Here is a 24795-nt window from a genome sequence, read left to right on the forward strand (position 1 = left end):
CTCCTTTCACACTGTTAGTGGATTACCAGCTTGCTTTTTTAACACCAGGGATTTGACCTTTGTATGCAAGATCACGGAACTTGATACGGCTGATCCCGAATTTACCCATGTAACCATGCGGACGACCTGTGATGCTGCAACGGTTGTGCAAGCGTACAGGTGACGAGTTACGTGGCAATTTGCTGAGTCCGATATAATCGCCTTCAGCTTTCAACTTCGCACGCTTTTCAGCGTACTGGGCAACGAGTTTCTCGCGTTTAAGTTCGCGATTCACCATTGACTTTTTAGCCATGTTGTCGACCTCCCTCTAGATTATTTTTGGAATGGCATACCGAGAAGTGTGAGCAATTCACGTGCTTCTTCGTCTGTGTTTGCTGTTGTAACAACAACGATGTCCATACCGCGTACTTTAGATACTTTATCGTAATCGATCTCAGGGAAAATAAGTTGCTCTTTCACGCCAAGCGTGTAGTTACCGCGTCCGTCGAATGCTTTCTTCGATACACCGCGGAAGTCACGTACACGTGGAAGTGAAACAGTTACCAATTTGTCGAGGAAATCGTACATACGCTCGCCACGAAGTGTAACCTTCGCACCGATTGGCATACCTTCACGAAGCTTGAAACCAGCGATTGATTTCTTCGCTTTCGTTACGAGTGGTTTTTGACCTGAAAGAATTGTTAATTCTTCAACTGCCATGTCAAGTGCTTTCGAGTTCGAAACAGCATCACCTACACCCATGTTGATGACGATCTTTTCGATTTTCGGTACTTGCATGACCGAGTCATAGTTGAATTTATCCATCATCGCTTTCACGATGTCGCTTTTATACTTCTCTTGCAAACGGTTCATAGTCGAATGGACCTCCTTTCGTCACGTTCTTCTTATTTATCGAGTGATTCGCCCGATTTCGCGACACGAACTTTTTTACCATCGACTACTTTGAAACCAACACGAGTTGGTTTGCCAGTTTTAGGGTCGAGTGGCATTACGTTCGAGACGTGAATTGGTGCTTCGATCTCAAGGATCCCGCCTTGTGGATTCGCTTGTGAAGGTTTTGAGTGTTTTTTCATCACGTTTACGCCTTCAACCACTACGCGGTTTTTGCTTGGCATAGCTTTGAGGATAACCCCTTGCTTGCCTTTATCTTTACCAGACATTACCTGGACTGTATCGCCTTTTTTAACATGCATCGTTTGCGCACCTCCTTATAGGATTGAAATTGGAAATTAAAGTACTTCCGGTGCCAACGAAACGATCTTCATGAATTCTTTTTCACGAAGTTCACGTGCAACTGGCCCGAAGATCCGTGTGCCGCGTGGGCTCTTGTCATCTTTGATAATGACTGCTGCGTTCTCATCGAAACGGATGTACGAACCATCTTTACGACGAGCGCCGCGTTTTGTACGAACGACAACTGCTCTGACAACGTCACCTTTTTTAACAACGCCACCTGGTGTTGCTTGTTTTACCGTAGCGACGATAACGTCACCGATGTTTGCAGTCTTACGACCAGAACCACCGAGGACTTTAATTGTCAACAGTTCACGCGCGCCAGAGTTGTCTGCTACTTTCAAGCGAGATTCTTGTTGAATCATGCGAGTGTACCTCCCTCCGGATGTTTAATAAATCCGAACTGTTATTAGATGATTACTGATTCTTCTACTACTGTTACAAGACGGAAACGTTTGTCTTTAGAAAGAGGACGTGTTTCCGCGATGCGAACGATATCGCCCACTTTAGCGACGTTGTTCTCATCGTGTGCTTTATATTTCTTCGTGTAGTTTACACGTTTGCCATAAAGTTTATGACGAACCTTTGTTTCTACTGCGACGACGATCGTTTTGTCCATTTTGTCAGACACGACGCGACCAGTGAACACTTTACGGTTGTTGCGTTCCATGAGTGTTACCTCCTCTCAAGAATCCGATGTAATTAGCCGTTGTTGATGCCGAGTTCGCGTTCACGAAGAATCGTTTTAGCACGCGCAATCGACTTGCGTACTTCACGGATACGAGCAGGATTCTCAAGCTGACCTGTAGCAAGTTGGAAGCGAAGGTTAAAGAGTTCTTCTTTCCACTCGCCCACTTTACCGTTGAGCTCTTCAGTTGTTGATTGACGGAGATCAGTTGCTTTCATTCGTATCACCACCATTTTCTTCACGTTTCACGAACTTACATTTTACTGGAAGTTTGTGCGATGCAAGACGAAGTGCCTCACGTGCCACTTCCTCAGATACACCTGCGATTTCGAACATTACTTTGCCAGGCTTAACTACAGCTACCCAGCCTTCTGGAGCACCTTTACCCGAACCCATTCGGACTTCGAGAGGCTTTTTAGTGTACGGCTTGTGTGGGAAGATCTTGATCCACACTTTACCACCACGTTTCATATAACGTGTCATTGCAATACGTGCTGATTCGATTTGACGGTTTGTAATCCAGCTCGCTTCGAGAGCTTGGAGACCGAACTCACCGAAGTGTACAGTTGTGCCGCGTTTAGCATTCCCGCGCATTTTACCACGGTGTACACGACGATATTTCACGCGTTTAGGTAACAACATAGTGTGTTGCCTCCTTCCTGAAAGAGTGTTTATTATTCAGCGTTTTTCGCTGTGTTGTTTTTTGTTGGAAGAACTTCACCGTGGTATAACCAAACTTTTACGCCGATTTTACCGTAAGTTGTGTCAGCTTCAGCTGTTCCGTAGTCGATGTCGGCACGGAGTGTGTGAAGTGGAACTGTTCCTTCCGAGTATTTCTCTGAACGAGCGATATCAGCGCCACCAAGACGACCAGAAACTTCTGTTTTGATCCCTTTGATGCCAGTACGCATCGAACGTTGAATCGATTGTTTCATTGCACGACGGAATGATACGCGACCTTCCAATTGACGAGCAATGTTTTCTGCTACAAGCTTCGCAACAGCGTCAGCGTTTTTCACTTCAACAACGTTGATGTGAACGCGTTTTCCGTCAGCGATTTTTGTAATGTGTTTACGGAGTGATTCGATTTCAGAACCACCTTTACCGATTACCATACCTGGCTTCGCAGTGTGAAGCGAAATGTTCACGCGGTTTGCAGCGCGTTCGATTTCAACTTTAGAAACACTAGCATCCTTCATTTTGTTTTCGATGTATTCACGAATAACGAAGTCTTCATGAAGGAGATCAGCGTAGTCTTTCTCAGCGTACCAACGCGAATCCCAGTCTTTGATAACACCAACGCGAAGACCGTGCGGATTTACCTTTTGACCCACTACATATCCCTCCTTATTTCTCAGTTACCACGATGTGGATGTGGCTTGTGCGTTTGTTAATACGGCTTGCGCGACCCATCGCACGTGGGCGGAAGCGTTTGAGTGTTGGACCTTCGTTTACGTAAGCTTCTGTTACAACGAGGTTCTCAATGTTCATATCGTAGTTGTGCTCTGCGTTAGCAATCGCTGATTTTAATACTTTTTCAACGACTGGCGATGCTGCCTTGTTCGTGTGAGCAAGGACAGAGAGCGCTTCGCCGACTTGTTTCCCGCGAATTAAGTCTACAACGAGACGTGCTTTGCGAGGAGCAAGACGGACCATATTAGCTGATGCTTTAGCTTGCATGGATTTGACCTCCCCTCAAATTACCGTTTCGTTTTCTTGTCTGATCCGTGACCTTTGTACGTGCGTGTTGGAGCGAATTCACCAAGTTTGTGACCAACCATGTCTTCTGTCACGAATACTGGTACGTGTTTACGACCATCGTGCACACCGAACGTGTGACCCATGAATTCTGGGAAGATCGTCGAGCGACGTGACCAAGTTTTGATGACTTGCTTCTCACCAGATTCGTTGAGTTTGTCAACTTTAGCGAGCAAGTGGTGATCTGCGAATGGACCTTTTTTTAAGCTGCGACCCATGTTAGAACCTCCCTTTGGAATGATTCGGGAACGGCCCTTTCGAACCGCCCGAGAATCATGTAGTAATTATTTCTTACGGCGACGAAGGATGTACATGTCGCTCGATTTGTTTTTCTTACGAGTCTTAAGACCAAGAGCTGGTTTACCCCAAGGAGTAAGTGGGCCCGAACGACCGATTGGCGCACGACCTTCACCACCACCGTGTGGGTGATCAACCGGGTTCATGACAGAACCACGTACTGTTGGGCGTTTGCCTAACCAACGTGAACGTCCTGCTTTACCGATGTTTACGAGTTCGTGTTCTTCGTTACCAACTGAACCGATTGTCGCGCGGCAAGTGCCGAGGAACAAGCGTGATTCACCTGATTGAAGACGAACGATGACGTACTTGCCGTCACGTCCTTGGATTTGTGCCGATGCACCAGCCGCACGAACAAGCTGACCGCCTTTACCAGGCTTAAGCTCGATGTTGTGGATTGTTGTACCGACAGGGATGTTTACGAGTGGAAGAGCGTTCCCCACTTTGATATCCGCTTCAGGACCAGACATGATTTCCATGCCTACTTTGATGCCCTTAGGAGCGAGGATGTAACGTTTCTCACCATCTACATAGTTGATGAGTGCGATGTTTGCTGAACGGTTTGGATCGTATTCGATCGTTGCTACGCGTCCTGCAACGCCATCTTTGTTACGTTTGAAATCGATGATACGGTATTTACGCTTGTGACCGCCACCTTGGTGACGAACAGTCAAGCGACCTTGGTTGTTACGTCCGCCTTTTTTCGAAAGCTTTTCAGTTAACGATTTTTCAGGGCGATTCGTTGTGATCTCTGCAAAGTCGAGAGATGTCATGTTACGACGACCGTTAGTGGTCGGCTTAAACTTTTTGATTGCCATCGAGGATTCCCTCCTTTTCTTCTAAGGTAGTTAATTAACCGAGGAAGTCGATTGTGTTGCCTTCTGCAAGAGTTACGATCGCTTTTTTACGGCGAGCTGTGTAACCAGCGTGACGACCGACACGTTTCGCTTTCGGTTTGTAGTTCATTGTGTTTACCGAAGCAACTTTCACATTGAAGATTGTTTCGATAGCGTGTTTCACTTGCGATTTAGTCGCTTTTACGTCGATTTCGAAAACGTATTTGTTAGCTTCCATGAGGCTAACTGAACGCTCAGTGATGATCGGACGTTTGATGATATCGTATGCTTGAGCCATTATGCAAGCACCTCCTCTACCTTCGCAACCGCATCTTTAGTGAAGATGACTTTGTCGTTAGCAACGAGGTCAAGAACGTTTACGCCTGCTGCGTCGATCACAGTCACTCCTGGGATGTTACGAGCTGCGAGAGCGATAGTCTCATTGTAGTCCGCTGTGACTACAAGAGCCTTACGTTCTACTGATAAGCTGTTGAGTACAGCAGCCATATCTTTTGTTTTTGGTGCATCGAAAGCAAGGCCTTCGAGGACGATGATTTCGTTGTTTTGTACTTTCGACGAAAGAGCCGAGAGAAGTGCTAAACGACGAACCTTCTTAGGAAGTTTGTAAGAGTATGAACGTGGTGTTGGACCGAAGACTGTACCACCACCAACCCATTGTGGTGAGCGGATAGAACCTTGGCGCGCACGACCAGTTCCCTTTTGTTTCCATGGTTTACGGCCGCCACCGCGTACTTCCGAGCGACCTTTCGTATCGTGAGTACCTTGACGGCGTGATGCTTGTTGCATGACGATTGCGTCGTAAAGTACTGATTCGTTTGGCTCGATTCCGAAGATGGCTTCTGCCAATTCGATTTCGCCAACTTGTGAACCTGTTTGGTTAAGCAAAGCTACTTTAGGCATTCGTAATTCCTCCTTTCCGTGCAGTTAATTAGTTACCTTTGACCGCTGATTTGATGATGACGTTCGATTTACGAGCGCCTGGGATAGCACCTTTCACGAGGAGAAGGCCGCGTTCCACATCAACTTTAACGATTTCAAGGTTTTGAATTGTTTTACGCTCTCCACCCATTTGACCAGGAAGAAGTTTCCCTTTGAATACGCGGTTAGGAGCGACAGGACCCATCGAACCAGGACGACGGTGGTAGCGCGAACCGTGGGCCATTGGTCCACGTGATTGTCCGTGACGCTTGATCGCACCTTGGAATCCTTTACCTTTCGATGTACCTGTAACGTCTACTAATTCACCTGCAGCGAAAATGTCTGCCTTAATCTCTTGACCGATTTCGTATCCTTCTACTGAAGTACGAACTTCTTTGATGAAGCGCTTAGGTGTCGCGTTTGCTTTCGCAGCGTGACCTTTTGATGGTTTGTTTTGACGTGATTCTTTGATGTCTCCGAAACCAAGTTGAACTGCTTCGTAACCGTCTGTATCAACTGTTTTGAGTTGAAGAACGACGTTACCTTCTACAGCAACTACTGTTACCGGTACAACTTCGCCTGCTTCGTTGAAGATTTGAGTCATACCAAGTTTTGTTCCTAAGATTCCTTTAGCCATGAGATACACCTCCTGTTAAATAATTAATTGTCTCTTCTGGCTAGTATCTACTATATGAAGAATTAAAGTTTGATTTCGATGTCTACACCTGATGGTAACTCGAGACGCATAAGCGAATCGACTGTTTTCGGTGTTGGGTTTACGATGTCGATCAAGCGTTTGTGTGTACGCATTTCGAACTGCTCACGAGCATCTTTATACTTGTGAACCGCACGAAGGATCGTGTAAACCGATTTTTCAGTTGGGAGCGGGATTGGACCCGATACCTTTGCACCTGAACGCTTCGCAGTGTCAACGATCTTCTCAGCTGATTGATCGAGAACGCGATGGTCATATGCTTTTAAACGAATACGAATTTTTTCATTTGCCATGTTTGTTTCCCTCCTTTGTCGCCTATTTTAAAAATAGACAATTCTCCGCGGAAATTTCCACACCGGCCATGGCAATGCTGCCTGGCGTGTCATAACCTCCCGCTTCAACGCAGCGTGCTTGTGTCAGCAGAGGCATCTGATCATTGCGAATCAACGATTGGACCCGTTTTTCTGCTGTAAAGTCTCTCACCACTCGCACAAACACTTAATCATTATATCTAATCTGGTCATGGAATGCAAGATTAGATTTTTGAAGTTGCTGGTTGTCTGATGAGTTGCTCAACGTTCCCTAATGTAACAAGATTCGCGAGCTTTTGCAAGAGAAAATTCATTCTTTTATTGAACTATTTTTCAAACGAAGTCCCATGTCAACTCGACCTAGCGTTTCATCATCTCTCCAAATCGCTCCGTTACCCCTTCTACGACCGATTGTGGGGCTCTTCTTAAACATGCATGAACAATTCCTTCATTTATATCGTGTGTCTCAAAATAGCGAGCCAGACGCGTCAGTTTATCCTCTCTACCGATGACTGTATAAAGGACAATCCATTCTTCGAGGTGCATCCAGTTCCCTTCTGCTTCTATATAAGGATGTGTATAGATGCCGTCGGTGCACTTCATGCGAAAACTGGACATGACATCCACGTCGGTTCCCTCGAAAACATACTCCCCAAAGTAAGTCGTCAAGTATGCCTCATGGGGTTCAGTCGATTGTTTCTCTCCGGCACGACTCAAGATCTGGTCTAACCGTTCAAACTGATCGGGCTCTACGAAAACATCAATGTCATTCGTTTCGTCGACAATGCCATGATGCTTTAACAGTTGCGAACCACCGATACGATATGCGATTCCATTCAAACGACAAATCGTCTCTAATTGTTTCAACATGACGTCACTCCTTTCTCGTATGCTTCATCTTACCACGCTCATCCAGAAACACAAAAAAGCAGCCCGCATATTGCGGACTGCTTGAAGTTGTTCAGTTGAATCAATCGATTACTCGATGATTTCTGTTACTGAACCAGCACCTACAGTACGGCCACCCTCACGGATAGAGAAACGTGTACCGTCTTCGATCGCGATTGTAGAAATCAATTCGATCGTCAACTCGATGTTGTCTCCTGGCATTACCATTTCAGTACCTTCTGGAAGGTGAACGATACCTGTTACGTCAGTTGTACGGAAGTAGAACTGCGGGCGGTAGTTCGCGAAGAATGGCGTGTGACGGCCACCCTCTTCTTTAGAAAGAACGTAGATTGATGCTTTGAATTTTGAGTGTGGTGTGATTGAACCTGGCTTAGCAAGTACTTGTCCACGCTCGATATCGTCACGTGATACACCACGGAGAAGTGCACCGATGTTGTCGCCAGCTTCAGCATAGTCAAGAAGCTTACGGAACATCTCTACACCAGTACATACAGTTTTCTTAGTTTCTTCTGTAAGACCAACGATTTCGATCTCGTCGTTGACGCGGAGAACACCACGCTCAACACGACCAGTCGCTACAGTACCACGACCAGTGATTGAGAATACGTCCTCAACAGGCATCATGAAGTCTTTGTCTGTGTCACGAACTGGTTCTGGGATGTACTCATCAACAGCGTTCATGAGTTCCATAACTTTTTCTTCCCACTGAGCTTCACCGTTAAGTGCGCCAAGTGCAGAACCTTTGATTACAGGGAGGTCGTCGCCTGGGAAGTCGTATTCAGAAAGAAGTTCACGGATTTCCATTTCAACGAGTTCGAGGAGCTCTTCGTCGTCTACCATGTCAACTTTGTTCATGAAGACTACGATGTAAGGAACACCTACTTGACGTGAAAGAAGGATGTGCTCACGTGTTTGTGGCATTGGGCCATCTGTTGCAGATACAACGAGGATCGCGCCGTCCATTTGAGCAGCACCAGTGATCATGTTTTTAACATAGTCAGCGTGTCCTGGGCAGTCAACGTGTGCGTAGTGACGCTTGTCAGTTTCGTACTCGATGTGAGCTGTTGCGATTGTGATACCGCGCTCGCGCTCTTCTGGAGCACCATCGATTTGGTCAAACTTAGTAGCTGTTTTACCTTGTGCACGTGAAAGTACAGCAGAGATTGCTGCAGTCAAAGTTGTTTTACCGTGGTCGACGTGGCCGATTGTACCAACGTTAACGTGCGGTTTAGAACGGTCGAATTTTTCTTTACCCATTCTAGATTCCTCCTCTATTAAACGATTAGTTTTTTATTTAACTAGGAAGACGTAGGTTACTTTTAACATACGTCCTCCTTAGCTTACAACAATCAATCTAGCGATACAACCGTTATTAGCCGTTCGCTTTTTTGACGATTTCTTCAGCAATTGATTTCGGTACTTCTTCGTAGTGATCGAAGTGCATCGAGTACGTTCCACGTCCTTGTGTACGTGAACGAAGTGATGTTGCGTAACCGAACATTTCTGAAAGTGGAATCATCGCTTTAACGACTTGTGCGTTACCGCGAGCTTCCATACCTTCTACGCGTCCACGGCGTGACGTTACGTCACCCATGATGTCACCCATGTATTCTTCAGGGATAACAACTTCAACACGCATCATTGGCTCAAGGATGACAGCTTTCGCTTGGTCCTTAAGTTGTTTAACCGCCATCGAAGCAGCAACTTTAAACGCCATCTCGTTCGAGTCGACATCGTGGTACGATCCGAATACGAGGCGAGCTTTAACGTCTACTACTGGGTAACCAGCGAGGATACCGTTTTCGAGAGCTTCTTCAATCCCGTTTTGAACAGCTGGGACGTATTCGCGTGGTACAACACCACCGACGATCTTGTTCTCGAACTCGAATCCAGCGCCTTCTTCGTTCGGCTCGAATTCTACGACAACGTGACCGTACTGACCGCGTCCACCAGACTGACGAACGAATTTCGAATCGATCTTCGCAGCGCCACGGATTGTTTCACGGTAAGCAACTTGTGGTGCACCAACGTTAGCTTCTACTTTGAATTCGCGACGCATACGGTCAACGAGGATATCAAGGTGAAGCTCACCCATACCAGAGATGATCGTTTGACCAGTCTCAGGGTTTGTTTCAGTGCGGAATGTTGGATCTTCTTCTGCGAGTTTCGCAAGAGCTTGACCCATCTTATCTTGGTCTGCTTTCGATTTAGGCTCGATTGCAACCGAGATAACTGGTTCTGGGAACGTCATTGACTCGAGAACGATGTTATCTTTCTCTGTGCAAAGCGTGTCACCAGTAGTCGTGTCTTTGAAACCAACAGCAGCGGCGATGTCACCAGCATATACCATTGGAATCTCTTCACGGCTGTTTGCGTGCATTTGAAGGATACGACCGAGACGCTCACGCTTCCCTTTAGTCGAGTTCTTCACGTATGATCCCGCTTCAGCTGTACCAGAGTACACGCGGAAGAACGTCAATTTACCGACGTAAGGGTCAGTCATAACTTTGAACGCAAGTGCTGAGAATGGAGCTTCGTCAGAAGGCTCACGCGTGATTTCTTCTTCTGTATCGAGGTTGATCCCTTTGATCGACTCAACATCAACTGGTGATGGGAGGTAATCAACAACGGCGTTAAGCATGAGCTGAACACCTTTGTTCTTGAAGGCAGAACCAACGAGTACAGGGTAGAATTCAACGCTAAGTGTCGCTTGACGGATTGCAGCTTTCAATTCATCGATTGAAATCTCTTCACCTTCAAGGTACTTCATCATCAACTCTTCGTTGAAGTCAGCAACACCTTCGATCAATTGACCGCGAAGTTCTTCAGCTTGGTCAGCCATGTCAGCTGGGAAGCCATCTGTTACTTCGATGTCAGTACCGAGGTCGTTGTTGTACATGTAAGTCTTCATTTCAACGAGATCGATGATTCCTTTGAAATCGTCCTCTGCTCCGATTGGGAGTTGGATCGCGTAAGCGTTCGCTTGAAGACGATCGTGGAGCGTCTTCACAGAGTACAAGAAGTCTGCGCCGATTTTATCCATCTTGTTGACGAATACGACACGTGGTACACCATATGTCGTCGCTTGACGCCATACAGTTTCAGTTTGTGGTTCTACACCTGACTGAGCGTCAAGTACAGCAACAGCACCATCAAGTACACGGAGTGAACGTTCAACTTCTACTGTGAAGTCTACGTGTCCAGGTGTATCGATGATGTTTACACGGTGGCCATTCCACTGTGCAGTTGTCGCAGCTGAAGTGATCGTGATTCCACGCTCTTGCTCCTGCTCCATCCAGTCCATTTGTGAAGCACCTTCGTGCGTTTCACCAATTTTGTGGATACGACCTGTGTAATAAAGAATACGTTCAGTTGTTGTCGTTTTACCGGCATCGATGTGAGCCATGATCCCGATGTTACGAGTATTCTTTAGGGAGAATTCTCTTGCCATACTGGGTATTCTCCTTCCGCATGTTTGATTTTCGTGTGCGCGCACACGATATGATTATACCCGAAAGCCACTCCGTTAAGCCATGCTTGGCGGAGTGGACTTTACGATTAAATTACCAACGATAGTGAGCAAACGCTTTGTTTGCTTCTGCCATCTTATGCATGTCTTCGCGTTTCTTAACAGACGCACCAGTGTTGTTGGCTGCATCCATGATTTCGTTCGCGATACGTTGCTCCATCGTTTTTTCGTTGCGGAGACGAGCGTAGTTCACGAGGTAACGAAGACCAAGTGTTGTACGGCGCTCTGGACGAACTTCAACAGGAACTTGGTAGTTAGCTCCACCTACACGGCGTGCTTTAACTTCAAGTACAGGCATGATGTTGTTCATTGCTTCTTCGAACACTTCCATAGGCTCTTTGCCTGAGCGTTCAGCGATGATGCCAAATGCGTTGTAAATGATAGTTTGAGCTGTACCTTTTTTACCGTCTAACATGACACGGTTAATGAGGCGAGTTACCAATTTCGAGTTGTAGATCGGATCTGCGATAACGTCACGACGTTCTGCACGGTTTTTACGCATCCGAGTACCCTCCTTTCAAAATTTCAATTGTATTTTAGTTGGCGAGAATTACTTCTTCGCAGCTTTCGGACGCTTCGTACCGTATTTAGAACGGCCTTGCATACGTCCATCAACACCTGCAGTGTCAAGCGCACCACGAACGATGTGGTAACGTACCCCTGGTAAGTCTTTTACACGTCCTCCACGGATAAGAACAACGCTGTGCTCTTGAAGGTTGTGGCCAATACCTGGAATGTACGCAGTCACTTCGATTTGGTTAGTCAAACGAACACGAGCATACTTACGAAGCGCCGAGTTCGGTTTCTTCGGAGTCATTGTACCAACACGTGTACAAACACCACGTTTTTGTGGTGAGCTCACGTTTGTTTGTGACTTGATGAAACTGTTGTAACCTTTGTTAAGTGCTGGAGAGTCAGATTTAACGACTTTCGATTTACGTCCTTTACGGACTAACTGGTTAATAGTAGGCATCTTTGAAGATCCTCCCTTCCTGAATGTTGCTATTTTCTAGTCCCACCGACCCGGGTGGTTCATTTAAGGTCATAACGAAACGCTTTTACGAGGCGTAGGCATTCCATGACCTCGCAAAAACGTGAGTTATACCTTGAAAGTGGCAATTGTAGCAGCCAAACCTTCCCGTAGAAAGTTCGGATGGACGTCCAAGTAGCTTGCCGACTGCTGGACATCGTTGTCATCGACAACAACCGATTGGCGGCACTAAATCATAGTAGCACCGCCAACCTGCGCTGTCAAGACGTATTTTACTCGACGGTTGTATCTTCGAGTGCAACTGGCGCCTCATCTTCTTTAAGTTCGACATCGCGGTAGACAGCCATTCCAGTACCAGCTGGAACGAGTTTACCGATGATGACGTTCTCTTTGAGTCCGAGGAGGTAGTCGCGTTTCCCTTTGATTGCCGCATCTGTCAAGACACGAGTCGTTTCTTGGAACGAAGCCGCCGAGAGGAACGAGTCTGTCTCAAGCGATGCTTTCGTGATCCCGAGAAGGACTGGTTTTGCAGTCGCTGGGTGTTTTCCGTCACGAATCGCATCTTTACACGCTTCTTTGAAGACGCTGATGTCGACAAGTGAACCTGGGAGAAGTGGTGTGTCACCAGACTCGATGACTTTGACACGACGAAGCATTTGGCGAACCATAACCTCAACGTGCTTGTCACCAATTTCTACCCCTTGCATCCGGTATACTTTTTGAACTTCTTGGAGAAGATAGTTCTGAACACCAGATACACCACGGACGGCGAGCAATTCTTTCGGATCGATCGAACCTTCCGTGAAGACTTCACCGGCTTCTACTGTATCGCCGATTTGAACACGGAGACGCGCTCCGAATGGAATCGTGTAAGAACGTGTTTCACTGAATCCTTCGACTGTGAGTTCACGCTTGTCACGCGATTCCGTGAAGTCGATGACCGTACCAGAGATTTCCGAGATGACCGCTTGACCTTTCGGGTTACGGGCTTCGAATACCTCTTGGATACGTGGAAGACCTTGTGTGATATCGTCTCCGGCAACCCCACCTGTGTGGAAGGTACGCATTGTAAGCTGCGTTCCTGGCTCACCGATTGATTGTGCGGCGATGATACCGACGGCTTCCCCGACTTCAACGTTTGATCCAGTAGCCAAGTTACGTCCGTAACACTTCTTACATACGCCGTGTGACGTGTTACATGTGAAGGCTGTACGGATTTCTACTTGCTCGACACCCGCATCAACGATGACGCGTGCGATGTCTTCTGTGATCAATTCGTTCTTATCAACCAACACTTCACCCGTTTCAGGGTGTGTGACTGTTTCAAACGATGTACGTCCGACGAGACGGTCGTACAAGTTTTCGATTTCTTCCGTACCTTCGCGGAGTGCAGATACGCGGATCCCGCGGTCTGTTCCACAATCTTCTTCACGGATGATGACATCTTGCGCAACGTCAACGAGACGACGCGTCAAGTAACCTGAGTCAGCTGTCTTCAAGGCTGTATCGGCAAGACCTTTACGAGCCCCGTGAGTCGAGATGAAGTACTCTTGAACCGTCAGACCTTCACGGAACGACGATTTGATTGGAAGTTCGATGATGCGACCAGATGGAGCGGCCATCAAACCACGCATACCCGCAAGCTGCGTAAAGTTAGATGCGTTACCACGGGCACCAGAGTCAGACATCATGAAGATCGGGTTCAAGCGGTTGAGGGATTTCATCAATCGAGATTGAATTTCATCCTTCGCTTCGTTCCAAGCACGTACAACGCGCTCGTAACGCTCATCTTCTGTGATGAGACCACGACGGAACGACTTCATGATTTGGTCGACTTGTTTCTGCGCCTCATCCAAGATTTCCTGTTTATCCGGAAGTACGATGATGTCGGCGATCCCAACTGTCACACCGGCTTTCGTCGAGTGTTTGAAGCCGAGATCTTTCATGCGGTCAAGCATGCGGCTTGTTTCAGTCGTTTCAAACTTCTGGAACACTTCCGCGATGACTTTTCCAAGGAATCCTTTTTTGAACGGGTCGATAATTGGACGTGATGCGATTTCTTCTGCAACGTTCGCCCCTTTGTCGATGAAGTACTTATCAGGAGTTGCTTCCTGCAAGTTTTCCATCGTCGGCTCGTTCAAGTATGGGAACGTGTTTGGCAAGATCTCGTTGAAGATCATCTTACCAACAGTCGTAATGAGCAATTTCTCGTTCTGTTCGTCTGTGAACGTCGGGTTGTTGAGCGTACGTGCCGGAAGTGCCACACGCGAGTGCAAGTGGACATATCCGTTTTGGTAAGCGATCAACGCCTCGTTGACGTTCGAGAACACTTTCCCTTGACCGACGGCATCTTCACGTTCGAGTGAGATGTAGTAGTTACCGAGGACCATATCCTGCGATGGTGTAACAACCGGTTTCCCGTCTTTCGGGTTCAAGATGTTCTGTGCAGCGAGCATGAGAAGGCGTGCTTCCGCTTGTGCTTCTGCAGAAAGCGGAACGTGGACGGCCATTTGGTCACCATCGAAGTCGGCGTTATAAGCCGTACATACGAGTGGGTGAAGGCGAATCGCACGACCTTCAACAAGAATCGGTTCGAATGCTTGAATACCAAGACGGTGAAGTGTCGGGGCACGGTTCAAGAGAACTGGATGCTCACGGATGACTTCTTCAAGGACGCCCCAGATTTCAGGTTGCATCTTCTCGATTTTGCGTTTTGCGTTTTTGATGTTCGAAGCGATGCCGCGACCGACAAGCTCTTTCATCACGAACGGTTTGAAGAGTTCAAGTGCCATCTCTTTTGGAAGACCACACTGATACATCTTCAAGTTCGGTCCAACGACGATAACCGAACGTCCTGAGTAGTCGACCCGTTTACCAAGAAGGTTTTGACGGAAGCGACCTTGTTTCCCTTTCAACATGTGTGAAAGTGATTTGAGCGGACGGTTACCAGGACCTGTTACCGGACGACCACGACGACCGTTGTCGATGAGGGCGTCAACCGCTTCTTGAAGCATACGCTTCTCGTTTTGCACGATGATGTTCGGCGCGCCGAGGTCGAGCAAACGTTTGAGACGGTTGTTACGGTTGATGACTCGACGATACAAGTCGTTCAAGTCAGATGTTGCAAAGCGTCCACCGTCGAGCTGTACCATTGGGCGAAGCTCTGGTGGGATGACAGGAAGTACTTCAAGGATCATCCAATCCGGATTGTTCCCTGATGTGAAGAACGCATCGAGAACTTCCAAACGCTTGATCGCACGTGTACGACGTTGACCTTGGACAGTTTTCAACTCTTCACGAAGCTCGCTCACTTCTTTTTCAAGATTGACGTCTTGAAGGAGTGTACGGATGGCTTCAGCACCCATGTCTGCTTTGAAGTCGCTACCGTATTTTTCACGATAGAGACGGAATTCTTTTTCCGAGAGAAGTTGTTTCTTCTCAAGCGGTGTATCACCTGGCTCTGTGACCACGTAAGAAGCGAAGTAAATCACTTCTTCAAGTGCACGTGGAGACATATCGAGAACAAGCCCCATGCGGCTTGGAATCCCTTTGAAGTACCAGATGTGCGAAACTGGTGCCGCGAGCTCGATATGGCCCATTCGCTCGCGACGCACTTTCGCTTTCGTCACTTCAACGCCACAGCGGTCACAAATGACTCCTTTATAACGGATACGTTTGTACTTCCCGCAGTAACATTCCCAGTCTTTCGTAGGACCGAAGATTCGTTCACAGAACAATCCGTCCTTCTCTGGTTTAAGTGTACGATAGTTGATCGTTTCCGGCTTTTTGACTTCACCGTAAGACCACGAACGGATCTTCTCTGATGAAGCCAAGCCGATTTTCATATATTCAAATCGATTAACATCTACCAAGGGGCCGACCTCCCTTTTCGCCTTATTCCTCTTCCGTAACAGTCGGTTGAACGACTTGTTCTAACGCCGATGTTGCGTTCGGGATGTTGTCGTCATCTTCATCTTTCATTTCGACTTCTTCATCATCCGCTGACATCATCTTGACTTCCATACCGAGCGCTTGAAGCTCTTTGATCAAGACGCGGAATGATTCAGGAACGCCCGCTTTCGGAACGCTCTCGCCTTTCACGATGGCCTCGTATGCTTTCACACGACCAACCGTGTCATCCGACTTGATTGTCAAGATTTCTTGGAGCGTGTAGGCTGCGCCGTACGCTTCAAGAGCCCAAACTTCCATCTCCCCGAAGCGCTGACCACCGAACTGTGCTTTACCACCGAGCGGTTGTTGCGTAACGAGTGAGTATGGTCCAGTCGAACGAGCATGAAGTTTATCATCAACCATGTGCGCGAGTTTGATCATGTACATGACACCGACAGAGACACGGTTATCGAACGGTTCACCCGTACGACCGTCATAGAGACGCGTCTTCGCATCTTTATCCATACCAGCCTCTTCAATCGTTGCCCATACGTCTTCCTCACGCGCTCCATCGAATACAGGTGTCGCCACTTTGATGCCGAGCTTCTTCGCCGCCATCCCTAAGTGAAGTTCAAGCACCTGACCGATGTTCATACGAGATGGTACCCCAAGCGGGTTGAGCATGATGTCAACCGGTGTACCGTCTGGCATGTATGGCATATCTTCTTCAGGGAGGATCCGCGAGATAACACCTTTGTTACCGTGACGTCCCGCCATCTTATCCCCTTCGTGAATCTTACGTTTTTGAACGATATAGACACGTACCATCTGGTTGACGCCTGGAGACAACTCGTCACCGTTTTCACGGTCGAACACTTTGACATCCAAGATGATTCCGTCTCCACCGTTTGGTACACGAAGTGACGTATCACGTACTTCACGTGCCTTCTCACCGAAGATTGCGTGCAAGAGACGCTCTTCCGCCGTCAATTCCGTAACTCCCTTAGGCGTTACTTTACCGACGAGGATATCGCCATCCTTGACTTCAGCTCCGATGCGGATAATTCCACGATCGTCCAAGTTACGAAGCGCGTCATCTCCGACGTTTGGAATATCACGTGTGATTTCCTCTGGTCCGAGTTTCGTGTCACGTGACTCCGACTCGTACTCTTCGATATGAATCGATGTGTACACGTCATCTTTCACGAGACGCTCACTCATGATGATCGCATCCTCATAGTTGTAACCATCCCAAGTCATGAAGGCAACGACGACGTTACGGCCGAGCGCGAGCTCACCCATATCCATCGACGGACCGTCTGCAAGGATTTCTCCTTTTTCGACACGGTCGCCAGCTGCGATGATTGGTTTTTGGTTGTAGCATGTTCCTTGGTTAGAACGGACATATTTTTGAAGTTTGTAGCGGTCTAAATCACCTGAAACCTCAGAACCGTTAACGTCAGACGTACGACGGATCAAGATTTCACGCGCTGTGACACGCTCAACGACACCTGGGTATTTCGCAACGATTGCTGCCCCAGAGTCTTTCGCAGACACGTACTCCATTCCAGTACCGACAATCGGTGAATCTGGTTGGAGAAGCGGTACTGCTTGACGTTGCATGTTCGCTCCCATGAGGGCACGGTTCGAGTCATCGTTCTCAAGGAACGGGATACATGCTGTCGCGGCAGAAACAACCTGTTTCGGCGAAACGTCCATGTAATCGACTCGGCTTGGCTCAACTGACAAGTTTTGTCCGCGGAAGCGGCAAAGAACTTGTTCGTCTGCAAAGTGACCGTCTTCTGTGAGCGGCATGTTCGCCTGTGCGACGACATAGAGGTCTTCCTCATCAGCCGTCATATATTGGATATCGCCAGTGACAAGACCTGTTTCCGGGTCAACACGACGATACGGTGCTTCGATGAAACCGTACTCGTTCACTTTCGCATAAGACGAGAGTGAGTTGATGAGTCCGATGTTCGGTCCCTCTGGTGTTTCGATTGGACACATCCGACCGTAGTGCGAATAGTGAACGTCTCGAACTTCGAAACCAGCACGCTCACGTGTCAAACCACCCGGTCCAAGTGCAGAGAGACGACGTTTGTGCGTCAACTCAGCGAGCGGGTTTGTCTGGTCCATGAACTGTGACAATTGCGAGCTACCGAAGAACTCTTTAAGTGATGCGATAACCGGACGAATGTTGATAAGCGCCTGCGGTGTGATCGCGTTTTGATCTTGAATCGACATACGTTCTTTTACGACACGTTCCATACGAGAAAGCCCGATACGGAATTGGTTTTGGAGAAGTTCTCCGACTGAACGAAGACGACGGTTTCCTAAGTGGTCAATGTCATCTGTTGTTCCGACTTCGTGAAGTAAATTGAAGAAGTAGTTGATTGAAGCGATAATATCAGCCGGCGTAATATGCTTGATACTACGGTCGATATTGCCATTTCCGATGATGTTCAAGACACGCTCTCCATCTGGGTCATCTGGTGAGATGACTTTAATTGATTGAAGACCGAACGGCTCACCTTCAGCGACACCACCAGTTGGTTCCGCATCGACATAACCGAGGCCGCTCTCCAAGTGTGGGAGGATACGATCTAAGTTGCGGCGGTCGAGGACTGTTCCAGCTTCAGCGAGTACTTCGCCTGTTTCTGGGTCCACGAGCGTTTCCGCCAATTTTTGACCGAACAAACGGTTCTTAAGATGAAGCTTTTTGTTCATCTTGTAGCGACCGACGTTCGCTAAGTCATAACGTTTCGGGTCGAAGAAACGTGACACGAGAAGTGATTTCGCATTTTCTACCGTTGGTGGTTCACCAGGGCGGAGACGCTCATAAATCTCGATCAACGCTTTCTCTGTAGACTCTGTATTATCTTTTTCAAGGGTGTTACGAAGGTATTCGTCATCCCCGAGAAGGTCGATAATCTCTTGGTCCGTACCGAATCCGAGGGCACGCAACAACACCGTTACCGGGATTTTACGGGTACGGTCGATACGAACATAAACGATATCTTTGGCATCTGTCTCGAGTTCGAGCCAAGCACCACGGTTCGGGATGACGGTTGCGCCAAATCCACGTTTACCGTTTTTATCGAGTTTAGCGTTATAGTACACGCTCGGTGAACGGACAAGCTGGGAAACGATGACGCGTTCTGCACCATTAATGATAAACGTTCCCGATTCTGTCATGAGTGGGAAATCCCCCATGAACACTTCTTGTTCCTTAAGCTCACCTGTCTCTTTGTTTTGGAGACGTACTTTTACGCGAAGTGGCGCAGAATAAGTAACGTCGCGCTCCTTCGATTCATCGATTGAATACTTCGGCTCACTGAGCGAGTAATCGATGAACTCCAATACGAGGTTTCCTGTGAAGTCGGAAATCGGTGAAATGTCCGTGAACATTTCCTTCAATCCTTCACGCAAGAACCACTCATAAGAAGCAGTTTGAATTTCAATCAAATTCGGAAGCTCTAATACCTCACTGATACGGGCAAAGCTTCTTCTCTGACGGTGACGACCGTACTGAACAAGTTGACCAGTCAACTGATTCACCTCTCAGACCCCCAATTCTTTAGCGAATTTTTCGGGCGTAGTAATCGAACATTGTCATTGAATGTCGCTCGTTTTCCGTCTCTAAAAAGCAGCAGACACGGCAGTTTCAAGCGAATTCCATTCCAATGGCATTTTATAATGTTAGCATATACGTTATGGCGAGTCAACAAGACTTCACCGTTTGTCAAGACCGAATTGCTCGGAAAATAAAGTAACCTTTTTCTTTCGCAATCGTTTCGACTTGACCAAACACCTCTTCTAATAATTTCTTAGCAGAAGGCGCTCCTTGTTTTTTCTGAATGACGACATAGATTGCTCCTCCATCGACCAAATGCGCATGTGCTTCACGCAAGATCGTATGGACGACTTGTTTCCCCGCACGAATCGGCGGATTGGTGACAATGGCGGCAAACCGTTCTCCCCCCACCGCGTCATACGCGTGAGAAAGTCGTGTTTCGACCGTCACTCCATTACGGGCGGCGTTTTGCTCAGAGAGCGCCAGCGCACGCTCATTCACATCGATGAGCAAGGCTTCACGCCCAGAGGCATCGGCAAGCGAGATCCCCATTGGACCATAGCCACAGCCTACATCTAAAATACGTCCTGAGACATCAGGCACTTCAAACGACTCAATTAAAAGACGCGACCCAAAATCGACTGATCCTTTCGAGAACACACCGCGGTCCGAAGTGAAATGATACTGTTTCCCTCGCAACTCGTACGTCCATGTCTCCGGGGCACTTTCCGAACGTGGATCGTTCGTATAGTAATGATCTCCCATGCGTTGAACCTCCTAACCCTTTCTTCAAGGAAATAAAAGAAGCTCGCCATGGCGAGCTTCTATAGGTTGTGAAGTTGAATTACTTAACTTCAACAGATGCGCCAGCTTCTTCAAGCTTAGCTTTGATTGACTCAGCGTCTTCTTTAGAAACGCCTTCTTTGACTGGAGCTGGAGTTCCGTCAACGAGTGCTTTTGCTTCTTTAAGGCCGAGACCTGTGATTTCACGAACAGCTTTGATGACGTTGATTTTACCAGCGCCAGCGTTTGTGAGTACTACGTCGAATTCAGTTTTCTCTTCAGCTGCTGCGCCTGCGCCAGCACCTGCAACTGCTACTGGAGCTGCTGCTGATACGCCGAATTCTTCTTCGATTGTTTTTACGAGTTCGTTAAGTTCGAGAACCGTCATTGATTTGAGGTCTTCGATGAATTGCTCTTTGTTGAAAGCCATTATGGTTTTCCTCCTTTGATGTTGTGAAAAAGTTTTTTGAGTTACGCTACGCGACAAAAATTAAGCTGATTGCTCTTCTTTTTGTTCTGCGATTGCGTTTGTTGCGACTGCGAGCCCACGGATTGGAGCTTGAAGTACGCTGAGAAGCATCGAGAGAAGACCATCGCGTGATGGAAGTTCTGCAAGGGCTTTGATTTCTTCGAGTGAAGTCACTTTGCCTTCGATGATTCCGCCTTTGAGTTCGAGCGCTTTGTGCTCTTTCGAGAAGTCGTTCAAGATCTTCGCTGGAGCAACAACGTCTTCGTTAGAGAAGGCGATTGCTGTAGGACCAGTGAAGACTTCGTCAAGACCTTCGAAGTTCGACTGAGTAGCTGCGCGGCGAAGAAGACCGTTCTTGTAAACTTTGAACTCGATTCCAGCGTCACGGAGTGATTTACGGAGTGTAGTCACTTCTTCAACTGTAAGTCCACGGTAGTCAACAACAACTGTTCCAACGCTCGCTTGCATTTTCTCAGCGATTTCATCGACGAGTGCCGATTTCTGAGCTACGATTTTTTCGTTTGCCATGTGTTTGCACCTCCTAGTCAATTCTTATACCGGACGAGAGGCTGCTCTCCAAAAGAAATCCCTCGTATGAAGACATACGAGGGCGTAATTGTTTGAAAGTAAACCTGTGACAACAGGCTCAAGTTCGAGCAAAGACACCTCGGAAGGGTTTACGGACCGATGTCCACCTTCTGTCTACGGTAATCCAACATATTCGGTTGAACGTGTATTACTTTAACAGCGGCGTCACACGTTGTCAACAATTTATTTCAACAAGATTACTTAAGGAAATCCGCAGTCGCTACACGGATCCCAGGACCCATTGTAGATGAAAGCGCGATGTTTTTAAGGTAAGTCCCTTTTGCAGTAGCAGGCTTCACTTTCATGAGTGTTTCGAGGATTGTCTCGATGTTCTCAGTAAGTTTAGATGCTTCAAATGATTTCTTACCAACTGGAACGTGGATGTTACCAGCTTTATCAACACGGTATTCAACTTTACCAGCTTTGATATCCGCGATTGCTTTTTCTACGTCAAAAGTAACTGTTCCTGTTTTCGGGTTAGGCATGAGGCCTTTAGGTCCGAGAACGCGACCAAGTTTACCAACTTCACCCATCATGTCAGGTGTCGCAACGATTACATCGAAGTCGAACCATCCTTGTTGGATTTTGTTGATGTACTCAGCGTCGCCAACGTAGTCTGCGCCAGCAGCTTCCGCTTCTTTCACTTTCTCACCTTTTGCGAAGACGAGAACTTTTTGTGTTTTACCAGTACCGTGTGGAAGTACAACGGCACCACGGATTTGTTGGTCTGCTTTCTTCGGATCTACGCCGAGACGGACAGCAACTTCGATTGTTTCATCGAATTTAGCAGTAGCTGTTTTTTGAACGAGCTCGACAGCTTCAGCGAGGTCGTATGACTTCGTGCGGTCAACAAGCTTAGCTGCTTCTTGGTGTTTTTTACCCATGATCTTTTCCTCCTTGTGGTTAGCGGAATTTCCTCCCACATAATGAAGGGATTGAAGGTGAGCAGTATTCACCGACAACCCCAGAGACTAACAATTAGTCTTCGATTACAATACCCATACTACGTGCAGTACCTTCAACCATAAGCATCGCTGTTTCTACAGATGATGCGTTAAGGTCAGGCATTTTAAGTTCAGCGATTTCGCGAACTTTGTCACGCTTAACCGTTGCTACTTTCTTACGGTTTGGTTCACCAGAACCACTCTCGATACCAGCAGCTTTCTTCAAGAGAACTGCAGCTGGTGGAGTTTTCGTAATAAATGTAAACGAACGATCTTCGTATACCGTGATGACTACAGGAATAATCAATCCGGCTTGGTCTTGTGTACGAGCGTTGAACTCTTTACAGAATCCCATGATGTTAACACCTGCTTGACCAAGTGCTGGACCTACTGGTGGTGCTGGGTTAGCTTTACCAGCTGGGATTTGAAGTTTAACGAGTTTAGAAACTTTTTTCGCCACGAGACACACCTCCTTAAGTCTAAAATGTGGTTTCTTGGACGTTGTGCGCCCTCCCACTCAATCTATTAGGTCGAGTTTGTACCGAAATATAGCACAACATCAAACATTTTCGATTGTACCATCCGTTTCACGGATTAGCAAGTGGGTTTAGTTAATTTTCTGAACTTGTTCGAAATCAAGCTCAATTTTTGTTTCGCGACCGAACATGTCGACCACGACTTTGAGCTTCTCTTTGTCGGCTTCAATCTCGTCGATTGTCCCCTCAAAGTTCTCGAACGCGCCTTCTTTCACGCGGACAAGGTCACCGAGCTCGTAGTTGTAACGATCTTTCTTCTCGATGAGTCCCATTTGTGACAAGACGTTTGTCACTTCGTCCGGTTGGAGCGGGATCGGTTTTGCCCCGCCGCCCGTTGAACCGAGGAAGCCGGTGACGTTAGGCGTGTTGCGGACAACATACCATGAATCGTCAGTCATGACCATCTCTACGAACACATAGCCCGGGAAACTTTTGACTTCACGCTCTTTAATTTTCTTTTCGCCACTCTTTAATGTGACTTCTTCTTGCGTCGTTTCAGTCGGGACGAGGACGCGGAAAATTTTATCTTCCATGTTCATCGAACCGATTCGACGTTCTAGGTTTTCTTTGACGTTATTCTCAAAACCTGAGTACGTCTGGACAACAAACCATTGTTTCTCCACGGCTTTCACCTCTTCCTTAGTTAATCAATAAATTGACGAGATAGCTGACTCCAGTATCTACGCCGAACACGAACAGGCCAATCACGACAACAGTCGCGATGACGGTAACGGTATATTTCGTGAGTTCTTTACGAGTTGGCCAACTCGTTTTTTTCAACTCTTTCCATACGTCGCGCAAAAAGTTCATGGTAGCTTCCTCCTACATTGAATGCCAATCTACGTTACTTTGATTCTCGATGCATCGTATGCGCGTTACAGCGGCGACAAAACTTTTTCATTTCAAGCCGTGTCGACACACCGTCTTTTTTTGTCGTCGAATACTCCCGAGACCCGCATTCTGAGCAAGCGAGACTTACTTTCTTTGCCATTCATAAGCGCCCCTTTCGACTACTCCCTCTTAAAAAAGAGCGAAAAAAAAACGCCTCCTGTAAATGGCGTCTACGGACAAGGCGCTGCTTTTAAAGTATCACATAGGAGGCACGCGGTCAATAATCGGTTAGCTCGTGAGCATCCGAACGTCGACGTGACGCTCGAATTTCTTCTTCACACGCTGTAACGCATTATCAATCGATTTAACATGACGGTCGAGGTCGTCTGAAATCTCTTGATAAGAACGTCCGTCTAAATAAAGACGCAACACTTTCCGCTCGAGATCACTTAAAATCTCATCCATCTTCGCTTCCATAAACGTCTGTTCTTCTTGTGTCACAATGAGTTCTTGTGGATCCGTCGGATGTGGTGGCAAGATGACATCGAGTAACGTCCGGTCGGATTCCTCGTCGAAAATCGGTTTATCGAGTGACACATATGAGTTGAGCGGAATATGCTTTTGACGTGTCGCCGTCTTGATTGCCGTGATCATTTGGCGAGTGATGCACATCTCGGCAAAACTTTTGAACGAGGCGAGTCGCTCGTCTTTATAGTCCCGCACCCCTTTATAAAGACCGATCATGCCCTCTTGGACGATGTCCTCATGATCCGCACCAATCAAAAAATAAGAACGGGCTTTCGCGCGTACAAAATACCGGTATCGTTCAATCAAAAACTCAAGCGCGTCGCTATCCCCTTCATTGCGCGCCAATAAGACCAACTCTTCGTCTGACATTTTTTCAAACTGTTCGTACGGCCATCCGTTCATGCTCGTTACCCCCCGGCGATTGATCCTGAACTATGTAAGG

31 protein-coding genes and 1 other annotated feature are annotated in these 24795 nt (G+C 47.3%); all 31 genes read right to left on the reverse strand.

What is annotated here, in order from left to right:
* Window positions 1-22: 22 nt before the first annotated feature.
* Window positions 23-292 (reverse strand): 30S ribosomal protein S14, encoded by a 270-nt coding sequence (gene rpsN / locus KNP62_RS14445; protein WP_012727664.1) that lies wholly within the window; start codon window positions 290-292, stop codon window positions 23-25.
* Between the two features lie 20 nt (window positions 293-312).
* The gene (rplE, locus tag KNP62_RS14450) at window positions 313-852 is read right to left on the reverse strand and encodes a 50S ribosomal protein L5 (RefSeq protein ID WP_012727665.1); all 540 of its coding nucleotides are present in this window, start codon (window positions 850-852) and stop codon (window positions 313-315) included.
* A gap of 32 nt (window positions 853-884) precedes the next feature.
* Entirely contained in the window at window positions 885-1193 is a 309-nt protein-coding gene (gene rplX / locus KNP62_RS14455; protein ID WP_074032448.1) for a 50S ribosomal protein L24, read from the reverse strand.
* Between the two features lie 36 nt (window positions 1194-1229).
* The gene (gene rplN, locus KNP62_RS14460; protein ID WP_026824839.1) at window positions 1230-1598 is read right to left on the reverse strand and encodes a 50S ribosomal protein L14; all 369 of its coding nucleotides are present in this window, start codon (window positions 1596-1598) and stop codon (window positions 1230-1232) included.
* 44 nt (window positions 1599-1642) lie between these two features.
* Window positions 1643-1903, reverse strand: coding sequence for a 30S ribosomal protein S17 (rpsQ, locus tag KNP62_RS14465; RefSeq protein WP_012727668.1), 261 nt, complete (start codon window positions 1901-1903; stop codon window positions 1643-1645).
* A gap of 32 nt (window positions 1904-1935) precedes the next feature.
* Window positions 1936-2139, reverse strand: coding sequence for a 50S ribosomal protein L29 (gene rpmC, locus KNP62_RS14470; RefSeq protein ID WP_012727669.1), 204 nt, complete (start codon window positions 2137-2139; stop codon window positions 1936-1938).
* Window positions 2126-2563, reverse strand: a complete 438-nt coding sequence (gene rplP, locus KNP62_RS14475) for a 50S ribosomal protein L16 (RefSeq protein ID WP_012727670.1) — start codon at window positions 2561-2563, stop codon at window positions 2126-2128. The genes rpmC and rplP overlap by 14 nt, the downstream gene beginning before the upstream one ends.
* A gap of 32 nt (window positions 2564-2595) precedes the next feature.
* The gene (rpsC, locus tag KNP62_RS14480) at window positions 2596-3255 is read right to left on the reverse strand and encodes a 30S ribosomal protein S3 (protein ID WP_012727671.1); all 660 of its coding nucleotides are present in this window, start codon (window positions 3253-3255) and stop codon (window positions 2596-2598) included.
* A gap of 13 nt (window positions 3256-3268) precedes the next feature.
* Window positions 3269-3601: a 50S ribosomal protein L22 gene (gene rplV, locus KNP62_RS14485; protein WP_012727672.1), complete on the reverse strand. Its 333-nt coding sequence runs from the start codon at window positions 3599-3601 to the stop codon at window positions 3269-3271.
* A gap of 20 nt (window positions 3602-3621) precedes the next feature.
* Window positions 3622-3897, reverse strand: a complete 276-nt coding sequence (rpsS, locus tag KNP62_RS14490) for a 30S ribosomal protein S19 (RefSeq protein ID WP_012727673.1) — start codon at window positions 3895-3897, stop codon at window positions 3622-3624.
* 66 nt (window positions 3898-3963) lie between these two features.
* Window positions 3964-4794 carry a 50S ribosomal protein L2 gene (gene rplB / locus KNP62_RS14495; RefSeq protein ID WP_012727674.1) on the reverse strand — a complete coding sequence of 277 codons (831 nt, stop codon included), beginning with the start codon at window positions 4792-4794 and terminating at the stop codon, window positions 3964-3966.
* Window positions 4795-4828: 34 nt separating this feature from the next.
* Window positions 4829-5110 carry a 50S ribosomal protein L23 gene (gene rplW, locus KNP62_RS14500; RefSeq protein WP_026824834.1) on the reverse strand — a complete coding sequence of 94 codons (282 nt, stop codon included), beginning with the start codon at window positions 5108-5110 and terminating at the stop codon, window positions 4829-4831.
* A complete protein-coding gene (gene rplD, locus KNP62_RS14505) occupies window positions 5110-5733 on the reverse strand; it encodes a 50S ribosomal protein L4 (protein ID WP_012727676.1) in 624 nt (207 codons plus the stop codon). Before rplD ends, rplW begins: the two co-directional genes overlap by 1 nt.
* A gap of 28 nt (window positions 5734-5761) precedes the next feature.
* Complete coding sequence (gene rplC / locus KNP62_RS14510; RefSeq protein ID WP_074032441.1) at window positions 5762-6388, reverse strand: 50S ribosomal protein L3; 627 nt, start codon at window positions 6386-6388, stop codon at window positions 5762-5764.
* Between the two features lie 62 nt (window positions 6389-6450).
* Complete coding sequence (gene rpsJ / locus KNP62_RS14515) at window positions 6451-6759, reverse strand: 30S ribosomal protein S10 (protein ID WP_074032438.1); 309 nt, start codon at window positions 6757-6759, stop codon at window positions 6451-6453.
* A gap of 378 nt (window positions 6760-7137) precedes the next feature.
* A complete protein-coding gene (locus KNP62_RS14520) occupies window positions 7138-7647 on the reverse strand; it encodes a hypothetical protein (protein WP_214786176.1) in 510 nt (169 codons plus the stop codon).
* A gap of 108 nt (window positions 7648-7755) precedes the next feature.
* Window positions 7756-8943, reverse strand: coding sequence for an elongation factor Tu (gene tuf, locus KNP62_RS14525; protein ID WP_214697124.1), 1188 nt, complete (start codon window positions 8941-8943; stop codon window positions 7756-7758).
* 115 nt (window positions 8944-9058) lie between these two features.
* Window positions 9059-11137, reverse strand: coding sequence for an elongation factor G (fusA, locus tag KNP62_RS14530; RefSeq protein WP_214697122.1), 2079 nt, complete (start codon window positions 11135-11137; stop codon window positions 9059-9061).
* 112 nt (window positions 11138-11249) lie between these two features.
* Complete coding sequence (gene rpsG / locus KNP62_RS14535) at window positions 11250-11717, reverse strand: 30S ribosomal protein S7 (protein WP_012727682.1); 468 nt, start codon at window positions 11715-11717, stop codon at window positions 11250-11252.
* Between the two features lie 48 nt (window positions 11718-11765).
* On the reverse strand, window positions 11766-12188 hold the full coding sequence (rpsL, locus tag KNP62_RS14540; RefSeq protein ID WP_012727683.1) for a 30S ribosomal protein S12: 423 nt from the start codon (window positions 12186-12188) through the stop codon (window positions 11766-11768).
* A gap of 290 nt (window positions 12189-12478) precedes the next feature.
* Window positions 12479-16078 carry a DNA-directed RNA polymerase subunit beta' gene (rpoC, locus tag KNP62_RS14545; RefSeq protein ID WP_214697121.1) on the reverse strand — a complete coding sequence of 1200 codons (3600 nt, stop codon included), beginning with the start codon at window positions 16076-16078 and terminating at the stop codon, window positions 12479-12481.
* A 22-nt stretch (window positions 16079-16100) separates the two neighbouring features.
* Window positions 16101-19649: a DNA-directed RNA polymerase subunit beta gene (gene rpoB, locus KNP62_RS14550; RefSeq protein ID WP_214697140.1), complete on the reverse strand. Its 3549-nt coding sequence runs from the start codon at window positions 19647-19649 to the stop codon at window positions 16101-16103.
* Between the two features lie 193 nt (window positions 19650-19842).
* A complete protein-coding gene (locus tag KNP62_RS14555) occupies window positions 19843-20439 on the reverse strand; it encodes a class I SAM-dependent methyltransferase (RefSeq protein WP_074032423.1) in 597 nt (198 codons plus the stop codon).
* 79 nt (window positions 20440-20518) lie between these two features.
* Window positions 20519-20887, reverse strand: coding sequence for a 50S ribosomal protein L7/L12 (rplL, locus tag KNP62_RS14560; protein WP_074032420.1), 369 nt, complete (start codon window positions 20885-20887; stop codon window positions 20519-20521).
* Window positions 20888-20947: 60 nt separating this feature from the next.
* Window positions 20948-21454 carry a 50S ribosomal protein L10 gene (rplJ, locus tag KNP62_RS14565; RefSeq protein WP_214697119.1) on the reverse strand — a complete coding sequence of 169 codons (507 nt, stop codon included), beginning with the start codon at window positions 21452-21454 and terminating at the stop codon, window positions 20948-20950.
* Window positions 21455-21498: 44 nt separating this feature from the next.
* Window positions 21499-21652 (reverse strand) — a sequence feature (ribosomal protein L10 leader region).
* Between the two features lie 59 nt (window positions 21653-21711).
* Window positions 21712-22398 carry a 50S ribosomal protein L1 gene (gene rplA / locus KNP62_RS14570; RefSeq protein ID WP_074032415.1) on the reverse strand — a complete coding sequence of 229 codons (687 nt, stop codon included), beginning with the start codon at window positions 22396-22398 and terminating at the stop codon, window positions 21712-21714.
* Window positions 22399-22492: 94 nt separating this feature from the next.
* Window positions 22493-22918, reverse strand: coding sequence for a 50S ribosomal protein L11 (gene rplK / locus KNP62_RS14575; protein ID WP_012727690.1), 426 nt, complete (start codon window positions 22916-22918; stop codon window positions 22493-22495).
* A gap of 147 nt (window positions 22919-23065) precedes the next feature.
* Window positions 23066-23617: a transcription termination/antitermination protein NusG gene (gene nusG, locus KNP62_RS14580; RefSeq protein WP_012727691.1), complete on the reverse strand. Its 552-nt coding sequence runs from the start codon at window positions 23615-23617 to the stop codon at window positions 23066-23068.
* Window positions 23618-23633: 16 nt separating this feature from the next.
* A complete protein-coding gene (gene secE, locus KNP62_RS14585; protein WP_074032412.1) occupies window positions 23634-23804 on the reverse strand; it encodes a preprotein translocase subunit SecE in 171 nt (56 codons plus the stop codon).
* Window positions 23805-23838: 34 nt separating this feature from the next.
* The gene (rpmG, locus tag KNP62_RS14590) at window positions 23839-23985 is read right to left on the reverse strand and encodes a 50S ribosomal protein L33 (RefSeq protein ID WP_026824819.1); all 147 of its coding nucleotides are present in this window, start codon (window positions 23983-23985) and stop codon (window positions 23839-23841) included.
* Between the two features lie 128 nt (window positions 23986-24113).
* Window positions 24114-24755, reverse strand: a complete 642-nt coding sequence (gene sigH / locus KNP62_RS14595; protein ID WP_031421852.1) for an RNA polymerase sporulation sigma factor SigH — start codon at window positions 24753-24755, stop codon at window positions 24114-24116.
* Window positions 24756-24795 lie beyond the last annotated feature (40 nt).

Origin of the sequence: Exiguobacterium sp. s183, assembly GCF_018617655.1 — a bacterium.
Lineage (GTDB): Bacteria > Bacillota > Bacilli > Exiguobacteriales > Exiguobacteriaceae > Exiguobacterium > Exiguobacterium aestuarii_A.

Excerpts from the sequence above, each read along its gene's own strand:
- rpsJ (WP_074032438.1), bottom strand. The coding sequence starts at position 6,759 with ATGGCAAATGAAAAAATTCGTATTCGTTTAAAAGCATATGACCATCGC.
- secE (WP_074032412.1), bottom strand. The coding sequence starts at position 23,804 with ATGAACTTTTTGCGCGACGTATGGAAAGAGTTGAAAAAAACGAGTTGG.
- rpmG (WP_026824819.1), bottom strand. The coding sequence starts at position 23,985 with ATGGCAAAGAAAGTAAGTCTCGCTTGCTCAGAATGCGGGTCTCGGGAG.
- rpsQ (WP_012727668.1), bottom strand. The coding sequence starts at position 1,903 with ATGGAACGCAACAACCGTAAAGTGTTCACTGGTCGCGTCGTGTCTGAC.
- rpsS (WP_012727673.1), bottom strand. The coding sequence starts at position 3,897 with ATGGGTCGCAGCTTAAAAAAAGGTCCATTCGCAGATCACCACTTGCTC.
- KNP62_RS14555 (WP_074032423.1), bottom strand. The coding sequence starts at position 20,439 with ATGGGAGATCATTACTATACGAACGATCCACGTTCGGAAAGTGCCCCG.
- rplV (WP_012727672.1), bottom strand. The coding sequence starts at position 3,601 with ATGCAAGCTAAAGCATCAGCTAATATGGTCCGTCTTGCTCCTCGCAAA.
- rpsG (WP_012727682.1), bottom strand. The coding sequence starts at position 11,717 with ATGCGTAAAAACCGTGCAGAACGTCGTGACGTTATCGCAGATCCGATC.
- rplA (WP_074032415.1), bottom strand. The coding sequence starts at position 22,398 with ATGGGTAAAAAACACCAAGAAGCAGCTAAGCTTGTTGACCGCACGAAG.
- rplP (WP_012727670.1), bottom strand. The coding sequence starts at position 2,563 with ATGTTGTTACCTAAACGCGTGAAATATCGTCGTGTACACCGTGGTAAA.
- rpsL (WP_012727683.1), bottom strand. The coding sequence starts at position 12,188 with ATGCCTACTATTAACCAGTTAGTCCGTAAAGGACGTAAATCGAAAGTC.
- rplB (WP_012727674.1), bottom strand. The coding sequence starts at position 4,794 with ATGGCAATCAAAAAGTTTAAGCCGACCACTAACGGTCGTCGTAACATG.
- rplE (WP_012727665.1), bottom strand. The coding sequence starts at position 852 with ATGAACCGTTTGCAAGAGAAGTATAAAAGCGACATCGTGAAAGCGATG.
- rpsN (WP_012727664.1), bottom strand. The coding sequence starts at position 292 with ATGGCTAAAAAGTCAATGGTGAATCGCGAACTTAAACGCGAGAAACTC.
- rplW (WP_026824834.1), bottom strand. The coding sequence starts at position 5,110 with ATGGCTCAAGCATACGATATCATCAAACGTCCGATCATCACTGAGCGT.
- KNP62_RS14520 (WP_214786176.1), bottom strand. The coding sequence starts at position 7,647 with ATGTTGAAACAATTAGAGACGATTTGTCGTTTGAATGGAATCGCATAT.
- rpmC (WP_012727669.1), bottom strand. The coding sequence starts at position 2,139 with ATGAAAGCAACTGATCTCCGTCAATCAACAACTGAAGAGCTCAACGGT.
- rplD (WP_012727676.1), bottom strand. The coding sequence starts at position 5,733 with ATGCCTAAAGTAGCTTTGCTTAACCAAACAGGTTCACAAGTTGGCGAA.
- tuf (WP_214697124.1), bottom strand. The coding sequence starts at position 8,943 with ATGGGTAAAGAAAAATTCGACCGTTCTAAACCGCACGTTAACGTTGGT.
- rplJ (WP_214697119.1), bottom strand. The coding sequence starts at position 21,454 with ATGGCAAACGAAAAAATCGTAGCTCAGAAATCGGCACTCGTCGATGAA.
- rplL (WP_074032420.1), bottom strand. The coding sequence starts at position 20,887 with ATGGCTTTCAACAAAGAGCAATTCATCGAAGACCTCAAATCAATGACG.
- sigH (WP_031421852.1), bottom strand. The coding sequence starts at position 24,755 with ATGAACGGATGGCCGTACGAACAGTTTGAAAAAATGTCAGACGAAGAG.
- rplC (WP_074032441.1), bottom strand. The coding sequence starts at position 6,388 with ATGGCTAAAGGAATCTTAGGAACAAAACTTGGTATGACTCAAATCTTC.
- rplN (WP_026824839.1), bottom strand. The coding sequence starts at position 1,598 with ATGATTCAACAAGAATCTCGCTTGAAAGTAGCAGACAACTCTGGCGCG.
- fusA (WP_214697122.1), bottom strand. The coding sequence starts at position 11,137 with ATGGCAAGAGAATTCTCCCTAAAGAATACTCGTAACATCGGGATCATG.
- rplX (WP_074032448.1), bottom strand. The coding sequence starts at position 1,193 with ATGCATGTTAAAAAAGGCGATACAGTCCAGGTAATGTCTGGTAAAGAT.